The sequence below is a fragment of the Runella sp. R5_40 genome (assembly GCF_057652295.1).
In genome coordinates this window covers 839,075-854,850 of record NZ_JBYFCH010000001.1, presented here as the reverse complement: position 1 = coordinate 854,850, position 15,776 = coordinate 839,075, and the positions used below count along the sequence as shown (strand labels likewise).

The window sequence follows — 15,776 nt, the reverse complement described above, 5'->3', positions numbered from 1 at the left end:
GGAAAGTAGAAAAAACAGCAGAAATCGCTAATTATTTGCGAGAGATAAACTTTTTCTCGTAGATACTGGTTAGATTTACGAAATATTCATCCACTTCATGCTGTTTCATCAACGCATACGACAAACTATTGCTCAGGGCTTCTTGGTGCTATTCACCTTGATGCTTCTCAATAGCATTGTGTTTCGCCATGCGCACAAGCTCTCAAGTGGAAAGGTTATTACCCACGCTCACCCTTACAAAGCTTCTAATTCCAATACGCCTTTTCAACCCAACGACCACACCAAAAACGAACTGTTTTTGCTGGATTCGTTGACCAACGCAACCTACGCCGCACTTACGCTATCGGTGGCATTGGCAGTTTTGAAGCGGTTGGTTACCAATTATTCTCCACGTACCTCATTTTACTTATTAGCAGCCTATCGAACTCCTTTTTTCGGAGATTTCTCCCTTCGAGGGCCACCTACTACTACCCACTCATAGTCTTCGATTTGATGGGAAATAAATCACACACGTAACTAGGTAAAATCGGTTTTATCAAACGGATAAAAGCGCGTGCGTACGTTTATTTCTTTCCTTCAAAATGAAGGCGGTCTCCCTTTTTAAACTCGTTGTCAGTCATCCACGCCTAGCGCTGTGGTTGTCATCGACTCATTCTCGTATCATTTTACGTCGGTATTTCGGAGCGTAGTCATTCTGTGAAAACAGAAAACGGCACCGAATGCCTACTCATATCATTCCTAACGGCATTCTCACAATGAAGCATTTTTTCTTATTACTAGCGTCGTTGCTAGTCACAACCATTATTTTCGCACAAACTGGAAGTATTCGAGGAACGGTAACTGTCAAAGGCAAGCCCTTGGAATTTGGAACGGCGGCCTTGAAAAATACCCAATTCGGTACCACGACCGATGAAAAAGGGGTATTTGAAATCAAAAACGTGAAGTACGGTTCGTATCAGTTGGTGATTTCAGCCATCGGATACCGTACCATTACCAAGGCCGTAACCATTTCGGAGGCTAAGTTTTTCCAAGAATTGACCCTTCAAACGGATGAGTTAGAAAATTCGTTGGCCGAAGTCGTAGTTACAGGAACGATGAAAGAAGTCTCGAAATTGGATAGCCCCGTTCCTGTCGAAATTTATACGCCCGTATTTTTCAAGCGAAATCCTGTTCCCAACTTATTTGAATCATTACAAAATATCAACGGGATTCGTCCGCAGTTGAACTGCAACGTTTGTAACACAGGCGATATTCACATCAACGGTTTGGAAGGTCCCTATACCATGATTATGATTGATGGAATGCCCATTGTATCAGGACTTTCGACAGTATATGGCTTGAGCGGGATTCCAAGTGCGCTCATCGAACGGGTCGAAGTGGTGAAAGGCCCTGCTTCTACCTTGTATGGTTCGGAAGCAGTGGGAGGTTTGATAAACGTTATTACCAAAAAGCCGTCGTCAGCACCCTTGGTTTCGGCAGATGTGATGGGAACTTCATGGGCGGAATTCAACGCAGACTTGGGGTTAAAGTACAAGTTGGGCGAAAAAATTCAATCGTTATTTGGGCTTAACTATTTCAATTTTCAACGCCCGACTGATAAAAACGGCGATGGTTTTACGGACATCACGCTTCAAAATAGAATCTCACTTTTTAATAAATTTAGCATAGACCGTAAAGATAATCGGGTGTTCACGCTAGGTGGGCGCTACGTCTATGAAGACCGTTGGGGAGGGCAAACTCAGTGGACGCCTAAGTACCGTGGAAGTAATGAGATTTATGCCGAAAGTATCAATACCAAGCGCTGGGAGGTAATTGGAGCGTATCAATTGCCCATGAAAGAAAAGATAACCTTTCAGTTTTCGGCCAACGGGCACTTGCAGGATTCGTACTACGGCACAACCCCGTACCAAGCACAACAATACATCGGTTTTGGCCAATTTACGTGGGATAAAAAACTCAAAGAGCGCCACGATTTATTGGTAGGAACGGCTCTACGTTACACTTTTTACGATGATAATACCCCTGCAACGGACGCCGATGGAAAAAATGCGCCCTCAAAAGTGCTATTGCCAGGGTTTTTTGTCCAAGATGAAATCACGCTTACGACCAACCATAAGTTGTTGCTAGGAGCGCGCTATGATTATAACTCTATCCACGGGAGTATCTTCACGCCTCGTTTAAACTATAAATGGACATCTACCGATAAGAAAAACGTGCTTCGTGCAAGCGTTGGAAATGGGTATCGGGTGGCCAACGTATTCACCGAAGACCATGCGGCTTTGACAGGAGCGCGGAAAGTTGAATTTACGGAAGAGTTGAAGCCCGAACGCTCTTGGAACGGAAACTTAAACTACGTGCGGAAGTTTTTCTTGGGCAACGGCGGATACGTAGGACTGGATGCAACGGCTTTCTACACGTTTTTTAATAACCGTATTATTCCTGATTACCTCACCGACCCTAATAAAATCATTTACAGCAACTTGAGCGGAAACGCCGTTTCACGCGGCTTATCGTTAAATATTGACGTGTCGCTGGCCAACGGGCTCAAATTTATGACGGGAGCCACAGCTATGAATGTATTTCAGCGTGAAGACGATGGCACTGGAACGTTGGTGAAAAAAACGCAGCTTTTGACAGAAAAATTTACGGGCGTATGGTCGGTGTCATATACCTTCCCACAAATTGGCCTTTCGGTCGATTATACGGGCAATTTGTACGGCCCCATGAAACTGCCAGTACTAGGGCCACTTGACCCTCGTCCTGAGTATTCGCCTTGGTGGAGCCTTCAAAATATTCAATTAGGGAAGAAATTTAACAATGGGTTGGAAATTTACGGGGGAGTAAAGAACCTACTGAATTTTACCCCGACTCCTGATGCCATTGCCCGCGCTTTTGACCCGTTTGACAAACAAGTAACGTTTGATGCGACGGGGCAAGTAGTGCCGACTCCGAATAACCCCTACGCGCTGACGTTCGACCCGTCGTACGTCTATGCGCCCAACCAAGGTATTCGCTTCTTTGCAGGTGTTAGATACAATTTGTTCAAATGAAAAAGCACGTTTGGATAGCACTTTTTGGCTTGTTTGGGCTTCTGGCAGTCGAATGCCAAGCCCAAACACTGCGTTGGACGTCGTTTGAACACCTCACCGACAGCCTCCGCAAAGAGCGCCGACCCGTGCTGGTGTTTATTCATACCGATTGGTGTACGTATTGCAAAATGATGGAGTTGCGTACGTTTTCGGATCAACAGGTTGTCACCAAACTTCAAGAAAAGTTTTATTGTGTTCGCCTCAACGCAGAAGATAACCAGCCGATTACGTTTCTGCAACGGGCGTATAAGTTTAAGCCAACGGGCGTGAAAACGGGAGTACATGAGTTGGCACAAGTGCTAGGAACCGAAAACGGAAAATTGAGCTACCCAACCACCGTCTTTTTTGATCAATACCTGCAACTCCAAGGCAGAGTAGTGGGAGCACTTGACGCCAAGAGTTTGAAACAGGTGATAGAAAGCGGCATTGTGCTCAACCATTTAGCCCCAGAACGCTGAAAATAATGGGTAGGTATGCGGTGTCGATAGAATACCCAAATTAATTATCTTTGTTAAAAAAAGGCCAACCATGGAAGCACTAGCCATCAATAATACCCCCGATAAACTTCAAATTACGTTTGATAAGCGTTTTTTTGACGAAACATTTTTGCGCGAAACTATTGAGTTTTTACGCACAGAATACCTTGCCCAGCGAGTTGATTTCGACGAGAGTGTTGAGGATTTGGGTAAAGAAATAAAGCATAGCTGGTGGCAACGCAACAAAAACCAATACATTCAAGAGAAATGAAAGTGGTTGTTGATGCCAATATCCTATTTGCAGCTTTACGTTCTATCAACAGAAATTTTCGACAGCAGCTTTACTTTTCGGATTATACTTTTTACGCTCCTAAATTTTTGATTGTAGAAATATTTGAGCACAAAGAGCGGATAGTTGCAAAATCGAAAGCTTCTCCTCGTGAAGTATATGAATATTTAGATGATGTCTTACAGAAAATCACTTTTGTAAGCAACGACTATATATCCACCGAAAACTATCTTCGTGCTTACCAATTGTGTAAAGGGGTAGATGAAGACGATACCCCTTTTTTAGCCTTGACCCTTGAACTGCAAGCCAAATTATGGTCAAAAGACGAAACGCTGAAGACACACTTGAGAAAAAAAGGATTTGAACATTTCTTTGAAGTAAAGTGAGGCAATGCACCCGTTTATTCCAACAGGGATTTTTATCTTTGTCGCTTTCAAAACACGATTAATGTGAAAACCCTTGTTTTAAATGCCTCAGGCCATTTTCAGCAGTCTGAAACGGACTTGAACACGGAACTTCAAGACGGCGAAGTTCTTTTAAAAATCCATCGCATTGGTATTTGTGGAACCGACTACCATGCTTTCCGTGGGAAGCAGCCGTTTTTTTCGTACCCTCGTATTCTTGGTCATGAACTCGGAGCGGAGGTAGTGGCGATAGGTACAGGTGTTGACAACGTAGTAGTAGGTGATAAAGTGTCGGTAGAGCCTTACATCAATTGCGGCAAATGTCAAGCGTGTCGCAATGGAAAAACCAATTGCTGCGAAAAACTTCAAGTACTCGGTGTACATTCCGACGGTGGAATGCGTGAGTTTCTGAAAGTTCCTGCCAATAAAGTGTATGCGTCAAAAACATTGAGTTATGAGCAGTTAGCCTTGGTCGAAACGTTGGGCATTGGCTCGCACGCGGTCAATCGGGCACAAGTGCAAGCCAACGATTTGGTGTTAGTCATTGGAGCGGGGCCGATTGGCCTTTCTGTAATTCAATTTGCCAAGCTCAAAGGGGCCAAAGTAGCCGTGATGGACATGAACGAGGGGCGGTTGGCGTTTTGCAAACAACAACTCAAGGTGGACGAAACCATTTTGTTGAAAGATAATGACCCCGTAGAGGCTATTCGGGGTGTGTTGAACGGTGACTTGCCAACGGCGGTGTTTGATGCCACAGGAAATCCAGCGTCGATGATGCAAGCCTTCAAATATGTGGCTCACGGTGGGCGATTGACCTTTGTTGGGTTGTTTCAGGGGGATGTGACTTTCAACGACCCTGAGTTCCACCGCCGTGAAGTAACGTTACTGGCCAGCCGCAACGCCTTACCAGAGGATTTTACGAGCATCATTGCGGCAATGGAAAATGGAACGTTAGACACACACCCTTGGGTTTCTCACCGTGTTCCGTTTGACTCCCTCATCGACTCATTTGAAACGCTTCTTCTTCCTGAAAGCCGAGTCATAAAAGCGGTAATAGAATTGTAAGTCCCGCTGGTTGTGAGCAACCAGCGGCACGTGGGTGCGGTTAGTCATAACCGCACCCTTTATCCAACCTTCACAGAAGTCATTGAAATAGAGCCTAAAACAGTTTTGTCATTAAAGAAACTGACAGGCTCTTTTTCTTCTTTTAAGCCCAAAATATATAACAATGGTAAGTAGTGGTCGGGGGATGGAATCGACAACAACGCTGCTTGGCCCAATTTCTCGTAATTAATCAGCGGAGCGTGGTCATTCTCGACAATTAGTTTTTTGAATTTGGTATTCATTTCAATGGCCCAATCGTAACCTCGTTCGGTGTATTGCCAATTGAGGATACCAAGGTTATGAACCATGTTTCCGCTTCCAATAATTAGCACCCCTTTTTTGCGTAAAGCTGCTAATTCTTTCGCCAGCTCATAATGATAACGAGGTGGTTGGGTGTAATCAATGCTCAATTGTAATACTGGAATGTTGGCTTTAGGATACATGTGACGTACGACCGTCCACGTTCCGTGGTCTAAGCCCCATTCATGGTCAAGGACGACTTGCGCTTTTTTAACGAGCGATGCTGTTTCATTGGCCAACGCAGGGCTACCTGGCGCAGGGTACTGAACTTCAAACAAAGCCCTCGGAAACCCACCAAAATCGTGAATGGTACGCGGGGCATTCATGGCCGTTATTTTGGTGCCACGGGTGTACCAGTGCGCCGATACTACCAAGACGGCCGTTGGGACGGGTATGTCTTTGCCAAGCCGTTTCCAGCCACCGCTAAATTCATTTTCTTCGATTCCGTTCATGGGCGAGCCGTGACCCACAAAAAGCAGGGGCATGAGCGAGTCTTTGGTTGCCAATTGTTCGTTCCATTTATAAAGGTCTTTTAATGAGTCCATTGCAATAGTTCCTCCCAGAACACTTTTTAGAAATTCATTTCTTTTCATATCACGCTATTTTACACCACCTTGAGCCTAGTAGCTTAGGATGTTATAATTATATGTATATACATATAATTTTCCAAAATAGTTCTCCCTTCATTTTTGCTTGCTATTAAATCATTTTAATTGTCGTATAGACAGTTAAATACCTATCTTCGCAAACATATTTCACTATTCTAATATCTAATTAACCTATGCCAAGTTTTAATTTGAAAGTGAACAAAACCCATACCTACGATGCCATCGTGATTGGGTCAGGAATTAGTGGCGGATGGGCTGCTAAAGAGTTGTGTGAGAAAGGGTTGCAGACGCTTGTCTTGGAAAGAGGACGGATGGTACGTCACGTTGAAGACTACCCTACGATGAATAACGACCACTGGGATTTTGAACACCGTGGTAAGCTGACCGATGAAGACAAAAAGAAATACCATATTCAGGTTCGGAGTGGCTTTATTGATGAATCCAACAAACATTTTTATAACAACGACCTCGATAGCCCTTACACCGAAGTAAAGCGTTTTGACTGGATTCGGGGAAATCAGGTAGGAGGGCGTTCGTTGCTTTGGGGCAAACAATGCTACCGCTGGAGCGACCTTGATTTTGAAGCTAATGCAAAACAAAGCATCGGGGTAGATTGGCCGATTCGATACAAAGATCTTGAAAGCTGGTACACCTACGTGGAGAAATATGTCGGGATTAGTGGTGAAAAGCTAGGATTATCGCACTTGCCCGACGGGCATTTTTTGCCTCCGATGGAGCTAAATTGCCTCGAAAAACACGTCAAAGGCAGTATTGAAAAAACGTACAAAGGCCGCCACCTGACCATTGGACGCGTAGCGCACTTGACCGAACCTATCAACGGTCGGGGGCAATGCCAAAATCGTAACCGTTGTTCGAGAGGCTGCCCTTTTGGTGCGTATTTTAGCAGCAATGCCGTAACGCTGCCTGCGGCCGATGCCACAGGTAAATTAACGCTTCGCCCCAATTCGCAAGTAGCGTCGATTATTTATGATGAGAAATTGGGCAAAGCAAAAGGTGTAAAAGTGATTGATTCAGAAACCAAAGAGGAAATTGAATTTTACGCGCGAATCATCTTCTTGAACGCTTCGACGCTCGGAACCACCCAAATTTTGTTGAATTCTACGTCAAGCCGTTTCCCCAACGGCTTAGGAAATGATAGTGGCGAATTGGGACATAACTTGATGGATCACCACTATCGAGTAGGAGCAATGGGCAGTTACGATGGTTTTGAAGACCAATATTACAAAGGCCGTCGCCCCAACGGGATTTTTATTCCGCGTTACCGCAACCTCGATGAAGCTTCCAAAATGAAAGATTTTATTCGGGGGTATGACTATCAAGGTGCTGGTGGACGAGGCAACTGGGGCGGAGGCATTAGTGGAGGTGGGGTAGGTGCTGAGTTTAAAGATAGCTTGTTTGCGCCAAGTAGCTGGGGGATGTCGTTGGTAGGTTTTGGAGAATGTTTACCTTACCACGAAAACAAAGTAACCCTCAACCAAGACGCAAAAGACAAATGGGGCTTGCCAACGTTGAGCATAGATGCCGAGTTTAAGGCCAACGAAATGGCCATGCGTAAGCAAATGAAAGAAGATGCCGTAGAAATGCTCGAAAATGCGGGGTTGAAAAATGTGACGCCGTTTGATTATTCAGGGGGAATTGGCGTAGGCGTTCACGAAATGGGAACGGCGCGTATGGGCCGCGATCCGAAAACGTCGGTGGTCAATGCCAATAGCCAACTTCATGCTGTTCCAAATGTATTTGTAACCGATGGAGCCTGCATGACTTCGTCGAGTTGTGTCAATCCGTCCATCACCTACATGGCGCTCACGGCGCGTGCTGCCGATTTTGCCGTAAATGAACTCAATCGTAAAAATCTCTAATCCCCAATCAGATGAACCGCAGAGACATTATAAAATCGTCGGCCCTGTTTTTGGGCTATGCTGTTTCCACGGCTACGTTGAGCGAGGCGTTTATGGCCTGCTCGCAAGAAGCAAAATTAGACTGGAAACCTACTTTTTTGACCAATAACCAAGCGGCAAGCATTGCTGAAATGTCAGAAACAATTCTGCCCAAAACCAAAACTCCAGGAGCAAAAGAGCTAGGTGTGCCGCAGTTTATTGATAAAATGTTGAAAGATTTGCTTTCGGAAGAAGAACAAAAGGATTTTGTGGGTGGTTTAGAAAAATTGGAAGAAGATTGTGAAAAAGCCTACGGGAAGTCGTTTGTGGAATGTACGCCTGAACAACGAAAGGAGTTTTTGACCAAACTGGATGTGGAAGCGGAGAAGCTACCGCCATCAGTATGGGGCATTCGTTTGGCTCCCCCTTCGCCAACCCCATTTTTTAGAAGAGTGAAAGAATTAACCCTTCTTGGGTATTTTACCTCTCAAAAAATCGGTAAAGAAGTGTTGGGCTACGACCCGATTCCAGGAAAATACATCGCATGTATGCCGCTAACTCCAGGCATGAATGCGTGGAATGAATAAGGTCAGACGGTAGTCAGACCGTAACCATTTGATAGTGCAGTCTGACTACCGTCTGACTGTCACCGCCGCCTGATTATCGCCTGACTGTGACCCAAAAACAAAAAGGTCAGACGACAGTCAGACCGTAGCTATTTGGTGGTGCAGTCTGACTATCGTCTGACTGCGTACTAGACCACCGTCTGACTGAGTACAACCGTCTGACTGTAACCCAAAAACAACATTGATAATGAATTACAGAAAATTAGGAAAAACTGGATTTGAGATTTCGGAAATCAGCCTAGGAACGTGGCAGGTAGGCGGAAAATGGGGGGACGATTTTAGCCACGAAAATGCGGAGAAAATTCTTCACGCGGCCGTTGATTCGGGCATTAATTTTATTGATACGGCCGATGTCTATGGTGCGGGCGAAAGTGAAAAAGCCGTGGGTAAATTTGTGAAAAGCCGCTCAGAACGTATTTATGTCGCCACCAAATGCGGCCGTCAACTTAGCCCGCACGTCAGTGAAGCCTACCAGCCTGCGGTATTGCGTAAGTTTGTAGAAAATAGCCTCACAAATATGGGGTTAGAGACCCTGGATTTGATTCAACTCCATTGTCCACCCACGGAGGTGTATTATCGCCCCGAAATTTTTGAGTTATTTGACCGCTTAAAACAAGAAGGTAAAATCTTGAATTTGGGTATTAGCGTTGAGAAAGTAGAAGAGGCATTGAAAGGCATTGAATACGACAATGTTACCACGGTTCAAATCATCTTCAATATGTTCCGTCAGCGTCCGTCGGAATTGTTTTTTGAGCAAGCCCAAAAGAAAAACATCGGAGTCATTGTGCGTGTGCCGTTGGCCAGTGGATTATTGACGGGTAAATTTTCGAAGTCGTCGAGTTTCACGGCAGGTGACCACCGCTTTTTTAATCGCAACGGAGAACACTTTGACAAAGGAGAAACGTTTTCGGGCATTGATTATGAAACAGGATTGGCCGCAGTAGAAGAACTTAAAGCGGTATTCCCTTCGTACGGAAACCTTGCTCCAGTGGCTTTACGCTGGATTTTGGGCTTTTCGGCAGTGAGCACCATTATCCCAGGAGCTTCTAATCCTACGCAAGCAACCGCCAATTTGGAAGCGCTCACGATTCCTGATTTGACCCAACAACAATTACAATCTGTGAATGAAATCTACGCTAAATACATAAAACCACAGGTGCATCATTTGTGGTAAAAGCCAAATTTCGTTTGATAACCTCCCCACTTACCAATTAAATGGGGATTTTTTTGCCCAAAAATTCCCTAAATTCCCCATATCTCCCTACTGAAATCCTAAAACTACCGTGGCATAAGTATTTTACAACTAATGTCAGATTAACAGCAATGACAATAACACGGAGTTTATCAATAAGGCTCTTTTGAGCATTGAAAATTCAAAAGCTCCTTTTTTACTAACAAAGTTTTTTGTCAGCCATGAACACAATAAAAAAATCAGTTAAAAGTCTCTTGCTCGTATCGATGAGTTGTTCATTGATTCTAGGGCTTTCCGACTGCACATCCACATCCTTTCTATCAAGAACTAAGGGGAAAACGGTTTCACCTGCCAAACATGGGCAAAGTAAATCGAAAGATCCTGCCAATTACGCGATAAGCGCTTCAGTAGTGGGTGGTTTGCCAGGTACTCGTATTGAACAATACATGGAACAGCAAACCATCCAGCTACGCCAACAGCTAGGAGGCATCGCCCAAATTGAACGCTTGGGAGAAGGCATTAAAATGACGTTTCAATCCGCTATTTTATATCCTGAAGGCTCGTATGTGTTATCGAACGACCCACAACCGTTCGTAAAGAAACTTGCGCAGGTATTGCAAGATTTTAAAGACACTGAAATATTGGTAGCGGGACATACCGATTCTCAAGGAAGTTTGAAAGTAAACCAAGCGCTTTCTGAGAAACGCGCGGAAGCTTTGGCGGATTTTTTGCAAGCACACGGAGTTCCCCAATTGCGAATTGTAACCGAGGGCTTTGGCGAAACGACGCCTAAAGCTTCAAACAAAACGCTGGATGGCCGCCGCCAAAATCAGCGAGTTGAAGTAGTTGTTGTGGCTAACCAACGTTTGAAAGAGGAGGTTCGGAAAGCCGTAGAATCAGGTAGTGTAGTTCAGAACTAAGTAGCTGAAAGCGCTCAAAGTTTTTTATGGCTATGGCCAAAAATCAGAAATTTCGTCAAGAATAAAATAATAGTAATTGTTTTTTCATAAGGTAAAGGGTTTAGGAATAGACGGAGAGCCAGAGAAGATATCTTCTCTGGCTCTTTTGTGTGCCGTGCATACGAGTTTACGCAGCATTACTTATATTTAATAGTTGGATAGTCATGCCTGAATCTTTTAATAATTCTCGCAATTCTTCCAAATGGTCGTTTCTTAAACGTTGGTACTGCTCAACGATTAATGCAGGGCTATTACCTTCTTGGTGCATTTTTATGGCATCATTGTCCATAGCAATCAGCTCTAATAGGCGTGATACCCTTATTGCCCATTCTTCATAATTACCTATTGCAGTCATTGTCCTAATAGTTGTAAATGAATAATTCCTTTTGATTTCTTTTCACGGCTTCGACCAAATAAATGCAACCAGCGTAAATAATCAGACTCGTAAAATACGCGTTGCTTGTGTTCTTTGGGAAAGACCCGAACAAAGTAAGCATCTATCAAACTTTGTTTGTTCCAATCTCTTAACAACGGTTCGTTAGCATCAAATAAAGAAGCATCTATAAATGTCACTATGTCAATATCACGAGGGTTTAATTTTTGAGTGGTAAAACTCCCGTCAATCCATTGATAGAACTCGTTACCTATAATTTCTTGTAACCTATTGAGATAGGTTAAATATTCTGTAAAAATTACTGAGCGTGTAGAGGAAGTTGGAAAACTTTTTACAAATACATCCTCAAAAATTTCTAGAGTGGTCTCAATCACCTCGTAGGGGAATAGGTGTCCGTTTTGGTCAAATGTCATTGTGCCTAACTTCAAATAGTATGTCACTATAACAAATATACAATTTGTACTTTGTTTACACCCAGCCTCTAAAAACTTTTTGAGCGTAAGCAAGGTCTTGTTGATGGGCTTGAATGGCGTTGAGCGTGTTGGGAGATTGTGGCTCTAAGCATTGTTCCAATACGAGCAAGGGTTTGACGTTCATGGTTTTCAATTCGCGGACAAGTCGTGGGTAATCGATATCGCCTTCACCGAAGGTTTCTCCCCAAATTTGCCCCACCGACTGTCGTATGTGAAGTTCTACGACTCGTTTTCCGTACATTTTTACAATATCGAACAGCGCAACTTGGGAGTTGCCAGCTCCTCGGTAGATCCAATGTGCGTCCAAACACAAGCTGACATTTTGCGGGTGTGTATTTTGTAGCATGTGGTGAAATTCCCGCGCGCCTGCCTTAAACTCCGCGTCGTGGGTATGATAGGCGAGGGTAATGCCTTGCTTTTTTAACTCAGAACCTAGCAGGTCTAAATTTTTGGCTTGTTTGATTAGCTGTTCATCGCTTTTGATTTCGGTCCCTCCCCAACGAATGGGGTTGGGACTCGTAACTAAAATCGATAAACCCAGCGGCTTGGCTTCTTTGGCAATAGCAATGGCCGTTTCGATGGTTTTTTGACTTTCGGCGTCTTCGTGCAAAATACTCCCGATGTAAGCCGAAGGAAGGGCCAATTGGTATTTTTTTAAGAGAGGTGCCAGCGTTTTGACGTCGTTGGTGGAATAAAAACTGGGTTCAAAGGCTTTCAATCCTGATTTTACGTATTCAGCAAGCGAGGCGTCGAGGTTTGCGCCCCAACTGCGTTTTTCGCGTTCATAAAAGGTAAACCACGAATATTGATTACACGAAATGAAGGGTGCAGCTGAGGCGTTAGACCAAGAAGGCTTGGAAGCGACAACAGCGCTAGTAGCAGCAAGCGTTTGGATGAATCGACGACGAGAGGTAGCCATAAGGGTTTCATTTTCAGTAAAAAGGCACAAGCCTCCCTAAAAATACTTTTCAGCGTTTTTGGAATGAACGACACAAAAAAGCCCTTCTAGGTAAATTTCCTAAAAGGGCGAAAGCAAGCACTTATGGTTAGTTGCCTACACTCAATTTTTCCAAAATTCGTCTCCCGTCAAACGTTTTAATTCCAGTTGATTAATGAACCATTGAAACTGATAGGTGAGTTCTGCCAAACGAGCCTCTTCAATGGAAGTTTGAGCATTGTCTAACTCTACGGTCGTAATGGTTCCGTTTTGTAAACGGTTCTGGGCAAGTGCCAAGGCTCTTTCGGCTTGGGTTACCTGAATTCTCACGTTTTCGAGGCGCTGTTCGTTGCTTTTGAGGTCAGAAAGAACCATCTCAACGTCTTTCTGAAGCGATGCGTTCACCGATTCGAGGTTGTATTTTGTGGCTTCCAAATTCACCAGAGCTGCCTTACGCTGAATGTCGTACCGCTTGCCCGAATACAACGGAACGGTGACACTGAGCCCCGCCGCAACGTTGAAACGCAATTGATTGACGTTGGGCATGTACCCATTTTTTTCGCCAGCACTTCCTGTGAGCATCAACGTTGGTAAGTGGGCTTTGGCGGCAACCGCCACCTCGGTTTCCGCACTTTGAATGCGGTCTTTGGCCAACTGTACCTCTTTATTCTGGTTGTTGAAAAGCTGGGTCAACGCTTCTTTTGTTGGTAGATTGGCATTAAGCCCAAGTGCCAAATCTGCGACGCTAATTTCACTGCTCGGAATTCCTGTAAGGTAGCTCAATGTGATTTTTTGTTTGTCGATTTGGTTCTCAAAATCCACTTTACGGTTTTGGGCGAGTTTCAATTTTACTTGCTGAGAAACAACGTCAAACTCCAACGCATCACCATTTTGAACCCGTTTACTGATTTGTTTTAATACATTTTCGCTGGTTTGAATGACGTCTTGCTGTACTTGCTTACTTTTCTCCAAAAACGCGATGGTGTAATACAACTGGGCAATTTGATAGGCTAAATTGTGTCGATTTAACTCTAATGAATGGCGGGCGCTCAAGACATTTTCTTGGGCTTGACGAATACTTAGGTTTGTTTTTCCAAAATCATACAAACCATAGCCTGCGTTTATCCCTACGTTGACGTTGTGGTTGGGCATAAACTGAATCTCGCGTGAACCCTCAGGCAGAGGCAAGGTGGCCTTCATCGTAGGAGCCACGTAGCTGTAAGAAGCGTTGGCATTAACGTAAGGCAAAAGCGCTGTTTTGGCTACATCCACGCGTAGCTCACCTGCTTTGATGAGTTGTTCGGCTTCTTTGAGTTTTGGGAAATGTTCAAAAGATTGCTGGACCAACTTGGAAAGGGGAGTAGGAGTTTGGGCCACTGCGGCGTTTCTCAAAACGAGCATAAGCACGCCTACGACGGATATTTTTACAAAAGTTTTCATTTGATATATCGGCAATTAGTGAGAAGCATCGGCCGCCGCTTTGGCAGTTTGAGGCGTCATTTTTTTCTTTTCTAGGAGAAATAATAATGGAAATGTGACAATAAAGAACATCGTAGCCACCTGAAATACATCCAAATAAGAGAGCATCAAGGCTTGTTTTTGGACGGCTAAGTTGAGGTTGCCGTACGAAAGTTGAAGGGCATCGAGTGGATTAATGCCACGCGCGACTAGCCCTTGCGACATGGTCGTGAGGCGCTCTTGGGTAAGCATATCGCCAGGCTGCAAGTGCGCCGAAAGATTCATGGCATTGAGCGGGAGGCGTTGGGCAATGTACGTATTGACAAGTGCCACCCCAACGGCACCTCCAATCTGCCGAATCATGTTAGTGATGGCGATACCCATCGGCATTTCTTGGGGCGTCAAGGTCGAAATCGACTGATTGATGAGCGGGACGTTGGAAAGGGCAAGCCCTACACCACGAATCATCAAGGCGCCCATCAAAATTGCTGGAGACGCGTTGAGGTCGATGATGGACATTTGGTAACAAAAAAGGGCAAAGGCAAGGTAACCGACGGTAGCAATGGAACGTGGCGGAACTCCTTTTGAAATTAATCGTCCCACAATTGGGAAAATAAAAAGTGTAATTCCTGCGCCAGGGATAAGCAAAAGCCCCGTTTGGGTGGCAGTGTAGCCAATAATCCGTTGGACAAACAACGGGTACATAAATACCGACGTAAAAAGTCCAATACCAATCACAAAGACAAGAATAGAGCCTAGTAAAAGGTTGCGATTTTTCAGCACCCGCAGGTTTACTACGGGATTGGGGATTTTTAATTCCCACCAAATGAACGAGGTCAGCGAAACAATCAGCGCAATGGTACAAATCACAATCGTTGGGTCTTCAAACCAGTCGTTGGCTTCGCCGCGTTCGAGTACGTATTGCAAGCACCCGATGCCAATCGAAAGAAGCACAATTCCCAAATAATCAATCTTGATTTTACTGCGGTCGATGTGGTGCTCTTCGGGTTTTTTGTCGATGTAGATATAGCTTAACAAGAAGGCGACAATCCCAATCGGAACGTTGATAAAAAACATCCAACTCCAATGGTAATTGTCGATAATGTACCCGCCGAGGGTCGGCCCAAACGTCGGCCCAAGTACAATACCCATCCCAAATACCGCCGAAGCAATGGCGCGTTGATGAATTGGGAAAGAATCATACAACAACCCTTGGGAAACCGAAAGTAAAGCTCCACCGCCTACACCTTGTAAAAAACGCGCCAAGACGAGCAGCGGCAGGGTATCGGCAATGCCGCACAAATAGGAGGCAAATGTAAAAAGGGCGATGGAGGCGACGAAGTAGTTTTTCCGCCCAAAGTAGTTCTGTAAAAATCCCGTTAGCGGAATAATAATCACGTTGGCGATGGCATACGACGTAATAACCCACGAAATATCTTCAATGGTCACGCCCAAGTTGCCCGCCATTTGATAAATACCTACGTTCACAATCGAGGTATCTATCAGTTCCATAACGGCCGCTGTGATGACCGTGATGACAACAATCCATCTTTTCATAGTGTGTGTGTT

The 15,776-nt window shown here is 44.6% G+C and carries 16 protein-coding genes; 10 read left to right on the top strand and 6 right to left on the bottom strand.

From position 1 onward, the window contains the following. Positions 1-97 precede the first annotated feature (97 nt). From AC23N5_RS03660 to AC23N5_RS03635, 6 genes are all read left to right on the top strand, one after another. Entirely contained in the window at positions 98-481 is a 384-nt protein-coding gene (locus AC23N5_RS03660; protein ID WP_487754515.1) for a hypothetical protein, read from the top strand. Positions 482-755: 274 nt separating this feature from the next. Next, positions 756-3,050 carry a TonB-dependent receptor gene (locus tag AC23N5_RS03655; RefSeq protein ID WP_487754674.1) on the top strand — a complete coding sequence of 765 codons (2,295 nt, stop codon included), beginning with the start codon at positions 756-758 and terminating at the stop codon, positions 3,048-3,050. Next, complete coding sequence (locus AC23N5_RS03650) at positions 3,047-3,547, top strand: thioredoxin family protein (protein WP_487754514.1); 501 nt, start codon at positions 3,047-3,049, stop codon at positions 3,545-3,547. The genes AC23N5_RS03655 and AC23N5_RS03650 overlap by 4 nt, the downstream gene beginning before the upstream one ends. A gap of 70 nt (positions 3,548-3,617) precedes the next feature. After that, on the top strand, positions 3,618-3,836 hold the full coding sequence (locus AC23N5_RS03645; RefSeq protein WP_183977730.1) for a hypothetical protein: 219 nt from the start codon (positions 3,618-3,620) through the stop codon (positions 3,834-3,836). After that, positions 3,833-4,240 carry a PIN domain-containing protein gene (locus AC23N5_RS03640; protein WP_183977728.1) on the top strand — a complete coding sequence of 136 codons (408 nt, stop codon included), beginning with the start codon at positions 3,833-3,835 and terminating at the stop codon, positions 4,238-4,240. The genes AC23N5_RS03645 and AC23N5_RS03640 overlap by 4 nt, the downstream gene beginning before the upstream one ends. 63 nt (positions 4,241-4,303) lie before the next feature. Then, the gene (locus tag AC23N5_RS03635; protein ID WP_487754513.1) at positions 4,304-5,323 is read left to right on the top strand and encodes a zinc-binding alcohol dehydrogenase family protein; all 1,020 of its coding nucleotides are present in this window, start codon (positions 4,304-4,306) and stop codon (positions 5,321-5,323) included. Positions 5,324-5,382: 59 nt separating this feature from the next. Here AC23N5_RS03635 and ygiD read toward each other — a convergent pair whose 3' ends face one another. Next, positions 5,383-6,207, bottom strand: coding sequence for a 4,5-DOPA-extradiol-dioxygenase (ygiD, locus tag AC23N5_RS03630; protein WP_487754673.1), 825 nt, complete (start codon positions 6,205-6,207; stop codon positions 5,383-5,385). Between the two features lie 236 nt (positions 6,208-6,443). Between ygiD and AC23N5_RS03625 the strand changes: the two genes are divergently transcribed. The 4 genes from AC23N5_RS03625 (at position 6,444) to AC23N5_RS03610 (ending at position 10,906) form a co-directional block, all read left to right on the top strand. Further along, positions 6,444-8,150 (top strand): GMC oxidoreductase, encoded by a 1,707-nt coding sequence (locus AC23N5_RS03625; protein WP_487754512.1) that lies wholly within the window; start codon positions 6,444-6,446, stop codon positions 8,148-8,150. 11 nt (positions 8,151-8,161) lie between these two features. Beyond that, positions 8,162-8,755, top strand: a complete 594-nt coding sequence (locus AC23N5_RS03620; protein ID WP_487754511.1) for a gluconate 2-dehydrogenase subunit 3 family protein — start codon at positions 8,162-8,164, stop codon at positions 8,753-8,755. Between the two features lie 226 nt (positions 8,756-8,981). Next, positions 8,982-9,968, top strand: coding sequence for an aldo/keto reductase (locus AC23N5_RS03615; RefSeq protein WP_487754510.1), 987 nt, complete (start codon positions 8,982-8,984; stop codon positions 9,966-9,968). Between the two features lie 239 nt (positions 9,969-10,207). Further along, a complete protein-coding gene (locus AC23N5_RS03610; RefSeq protein WP_183977715.1) occupies positions 10,208-10,906 on the top strand; it encodes an OmpA family protein in 699 nt (232 codons plus the stop codon). A gap of 166 nt (positions 10,907-11,072) precedes the next feature. On the opposite strand, the gene AC23N5_RS03605 is transcribed toward AC23N5_RS03610, so the two are convergent. The 5 genes from AC23N5_RS03605 to AC23N5_RS03585 all read right to left on the bottom strand — a co-directional run bounded on the left by AC23N5_RS03605 (position 11,073) and on the right by AC23N5_RS03585 (position 15,764). Continuing rightward, positions 11,073-11,300: a hypothetical protein gene (locus AC23N5_RS03605; RefSeq protein ID WP_183977713.1), complete on the bottom strand. Its 228-nt coding sequence runs from the start codon at positions 11,298-11,300 to the stop codon at positions 11,073-11,075. After that, positions 11,297-11,752 (bottom strand): DUF6932 family protein, encoded by a 456-nt coding sequence (locus AC23N5_RS03600; RefSeq protein WP_183977711.1) that lies wholly within the window; start codon positions 11,750-11,752, stop codon positions 11,297-11,299. Before AC23N5_RS03600 ends, AC23N5_RS03605 begins: the two co-directional genes overlap by 4 nt. 55 nt (positions 11,753-11,807) lie before the next feature. Beyond that, positions 11,808-12,731 (bottom strand): sugar phosphate isomerase/epimerase family protein, encoded by a 924-nt coding sequence (locus AC23N5_RS03595; RefSeq protein WP_487754509.1) that lies wholly within the window; start codon positions 12,729-12,731, stop codon positions 11,808-11,810. Positions 12,732-12,872: 141 nt separating this feature from the next. Then, the gene (locus AC23N5_RS03590; RefSeq protein WP_487754508.1) at positions 12,873-14,189 is read right to left on the bottom strand and encodes a TolC family protein; all 1,317 of its coding nucleotides are present in this window, start codon (positions 14,187-14,189) and stop codon (positions 12,873-12,875) included. A 15-nt stretch (positions 14,190-14,204) separates the two neighbouring features. Next, positions 14,205-15,764, bottom strand: a complete 1,560-nt coding sequence (locus AC23N5_RS03585; protein WP_487754507.1) for a DHA2 family efflux MFS transporter permease subunit — start codon at positions 15,762-15,764, stop codon at positions 14,205-14,207. Positions 15,765-15,776: the final 12 nt, after the last annotated feature.

Excerpts from the sequence above, each read along its gene's own strand:
- AC23N5_RS03645 (WP_183977730.1), top strand. The coding sequence starts at position 3,618 with ATGGAAGCACTAGCCATCAATAATACCCCCGATAAACTTCAAATTACG.
- AC23N5_RS03655 (WP_487754674.1), top strand. The coding sequence starts at position 756 with ATGAAGCATTTTTTCTTATTACTAGCGTCGTTGCTAGTCACAACCATT.
- AC23N5_RS03585 (WP_487754507.1), bottom strand. The coding sequence starts at position 15,764 with ATGAAAAGATGGATTGTTGTCATCACGGTCATCACAGCGGCCGTTATG.
- AC23N5_RS03600 (WP_183977711.1), bottom strand. The coding sequence starts at position 11,752 with ATGACATTTGACCAAAACGGACACCTATTCCCCTACGAGGTGATTGAG.
- AC23N5_RS03610 (WP_183977715.1), top strand. The coding sequence starts at position 10,208 with ATGAACACAATAAAAAAATCAGTTAAAAGTCTCTTGCTCGTATCGATG.
- AC23N5_RS03620 (WP_487754511.1), top strand. The coding sequence starts at position 8,162 with ATGAACCGCAGAGACATTATAAAATCGTCGGCCCTGTTTTTGGGCTAT.
- ygiD (WP_487754673.1), bottom strand. The coding sequence starts at position 6,207 with ATGGACTCATTAAAAGACCTTTATAAATGGAACGAACAATTGGCAACC.
- AC23N5_RS03640 (WP_183977728.1), top strand. The coding sequence starts at position 3,833 with ATGAAAGTGGTTGTTGATGCCAATATCCTATTTGCAGCTTTACGTTCT.
- AC23N5_RS03605 (WP_183977713.1), bottom strand. The coding sequence starts at position 11,300 with ATGACTGCAATAGGTAATTATGAAGAATGGGCAATAAGGGTATCACGC.
- AC23N5_RS03615 (WP_487754510.1), top strand. The coding sequence starts at position 8,982 with ATGAATTACAGAAAATTAGGAAAAACTGGATTTGAGATTTCGGAAATC.
- AC23N5_RS03590 (WP_487754508.1), bottom strand. The coding sequence starts at position 14,189 with ATGAAAACTTTTGTAAAAATATCCGTCGTAGGCGTGCTTATGCTCGTT.
- AC23N5_RS03625 (WP_487754512.1), top strand. The coding sequence starts at position 6,444 with ATGCCAAGTTTTAATTTGAAAGTGAACAAAACCCATACCTACGATGCC.
- AC23N5_RS03650 (WP_487754514.1), top strand. The coding sequence starts at position 3,047 with ATGAAAAAGCACGTTTGGATAGCACTTTTTGGCTTGTTTGGGCTTCTG.
- AC23N5_RS03595 (WP_487754509.1), bottom strand. The coding sequence starts at position 12,731 with ATGGCTACCTCTCGTCGTCGATTCATCCAAACGCTTGCTGCTACTAGC.
- AC23N5_RS03660 (WP_487754515.1), top strand. The coding sequence starts at position 98 with ATGCTGTTTCATCAACGCATACGACAAACTATTGCTCAGGGCTTCTTG.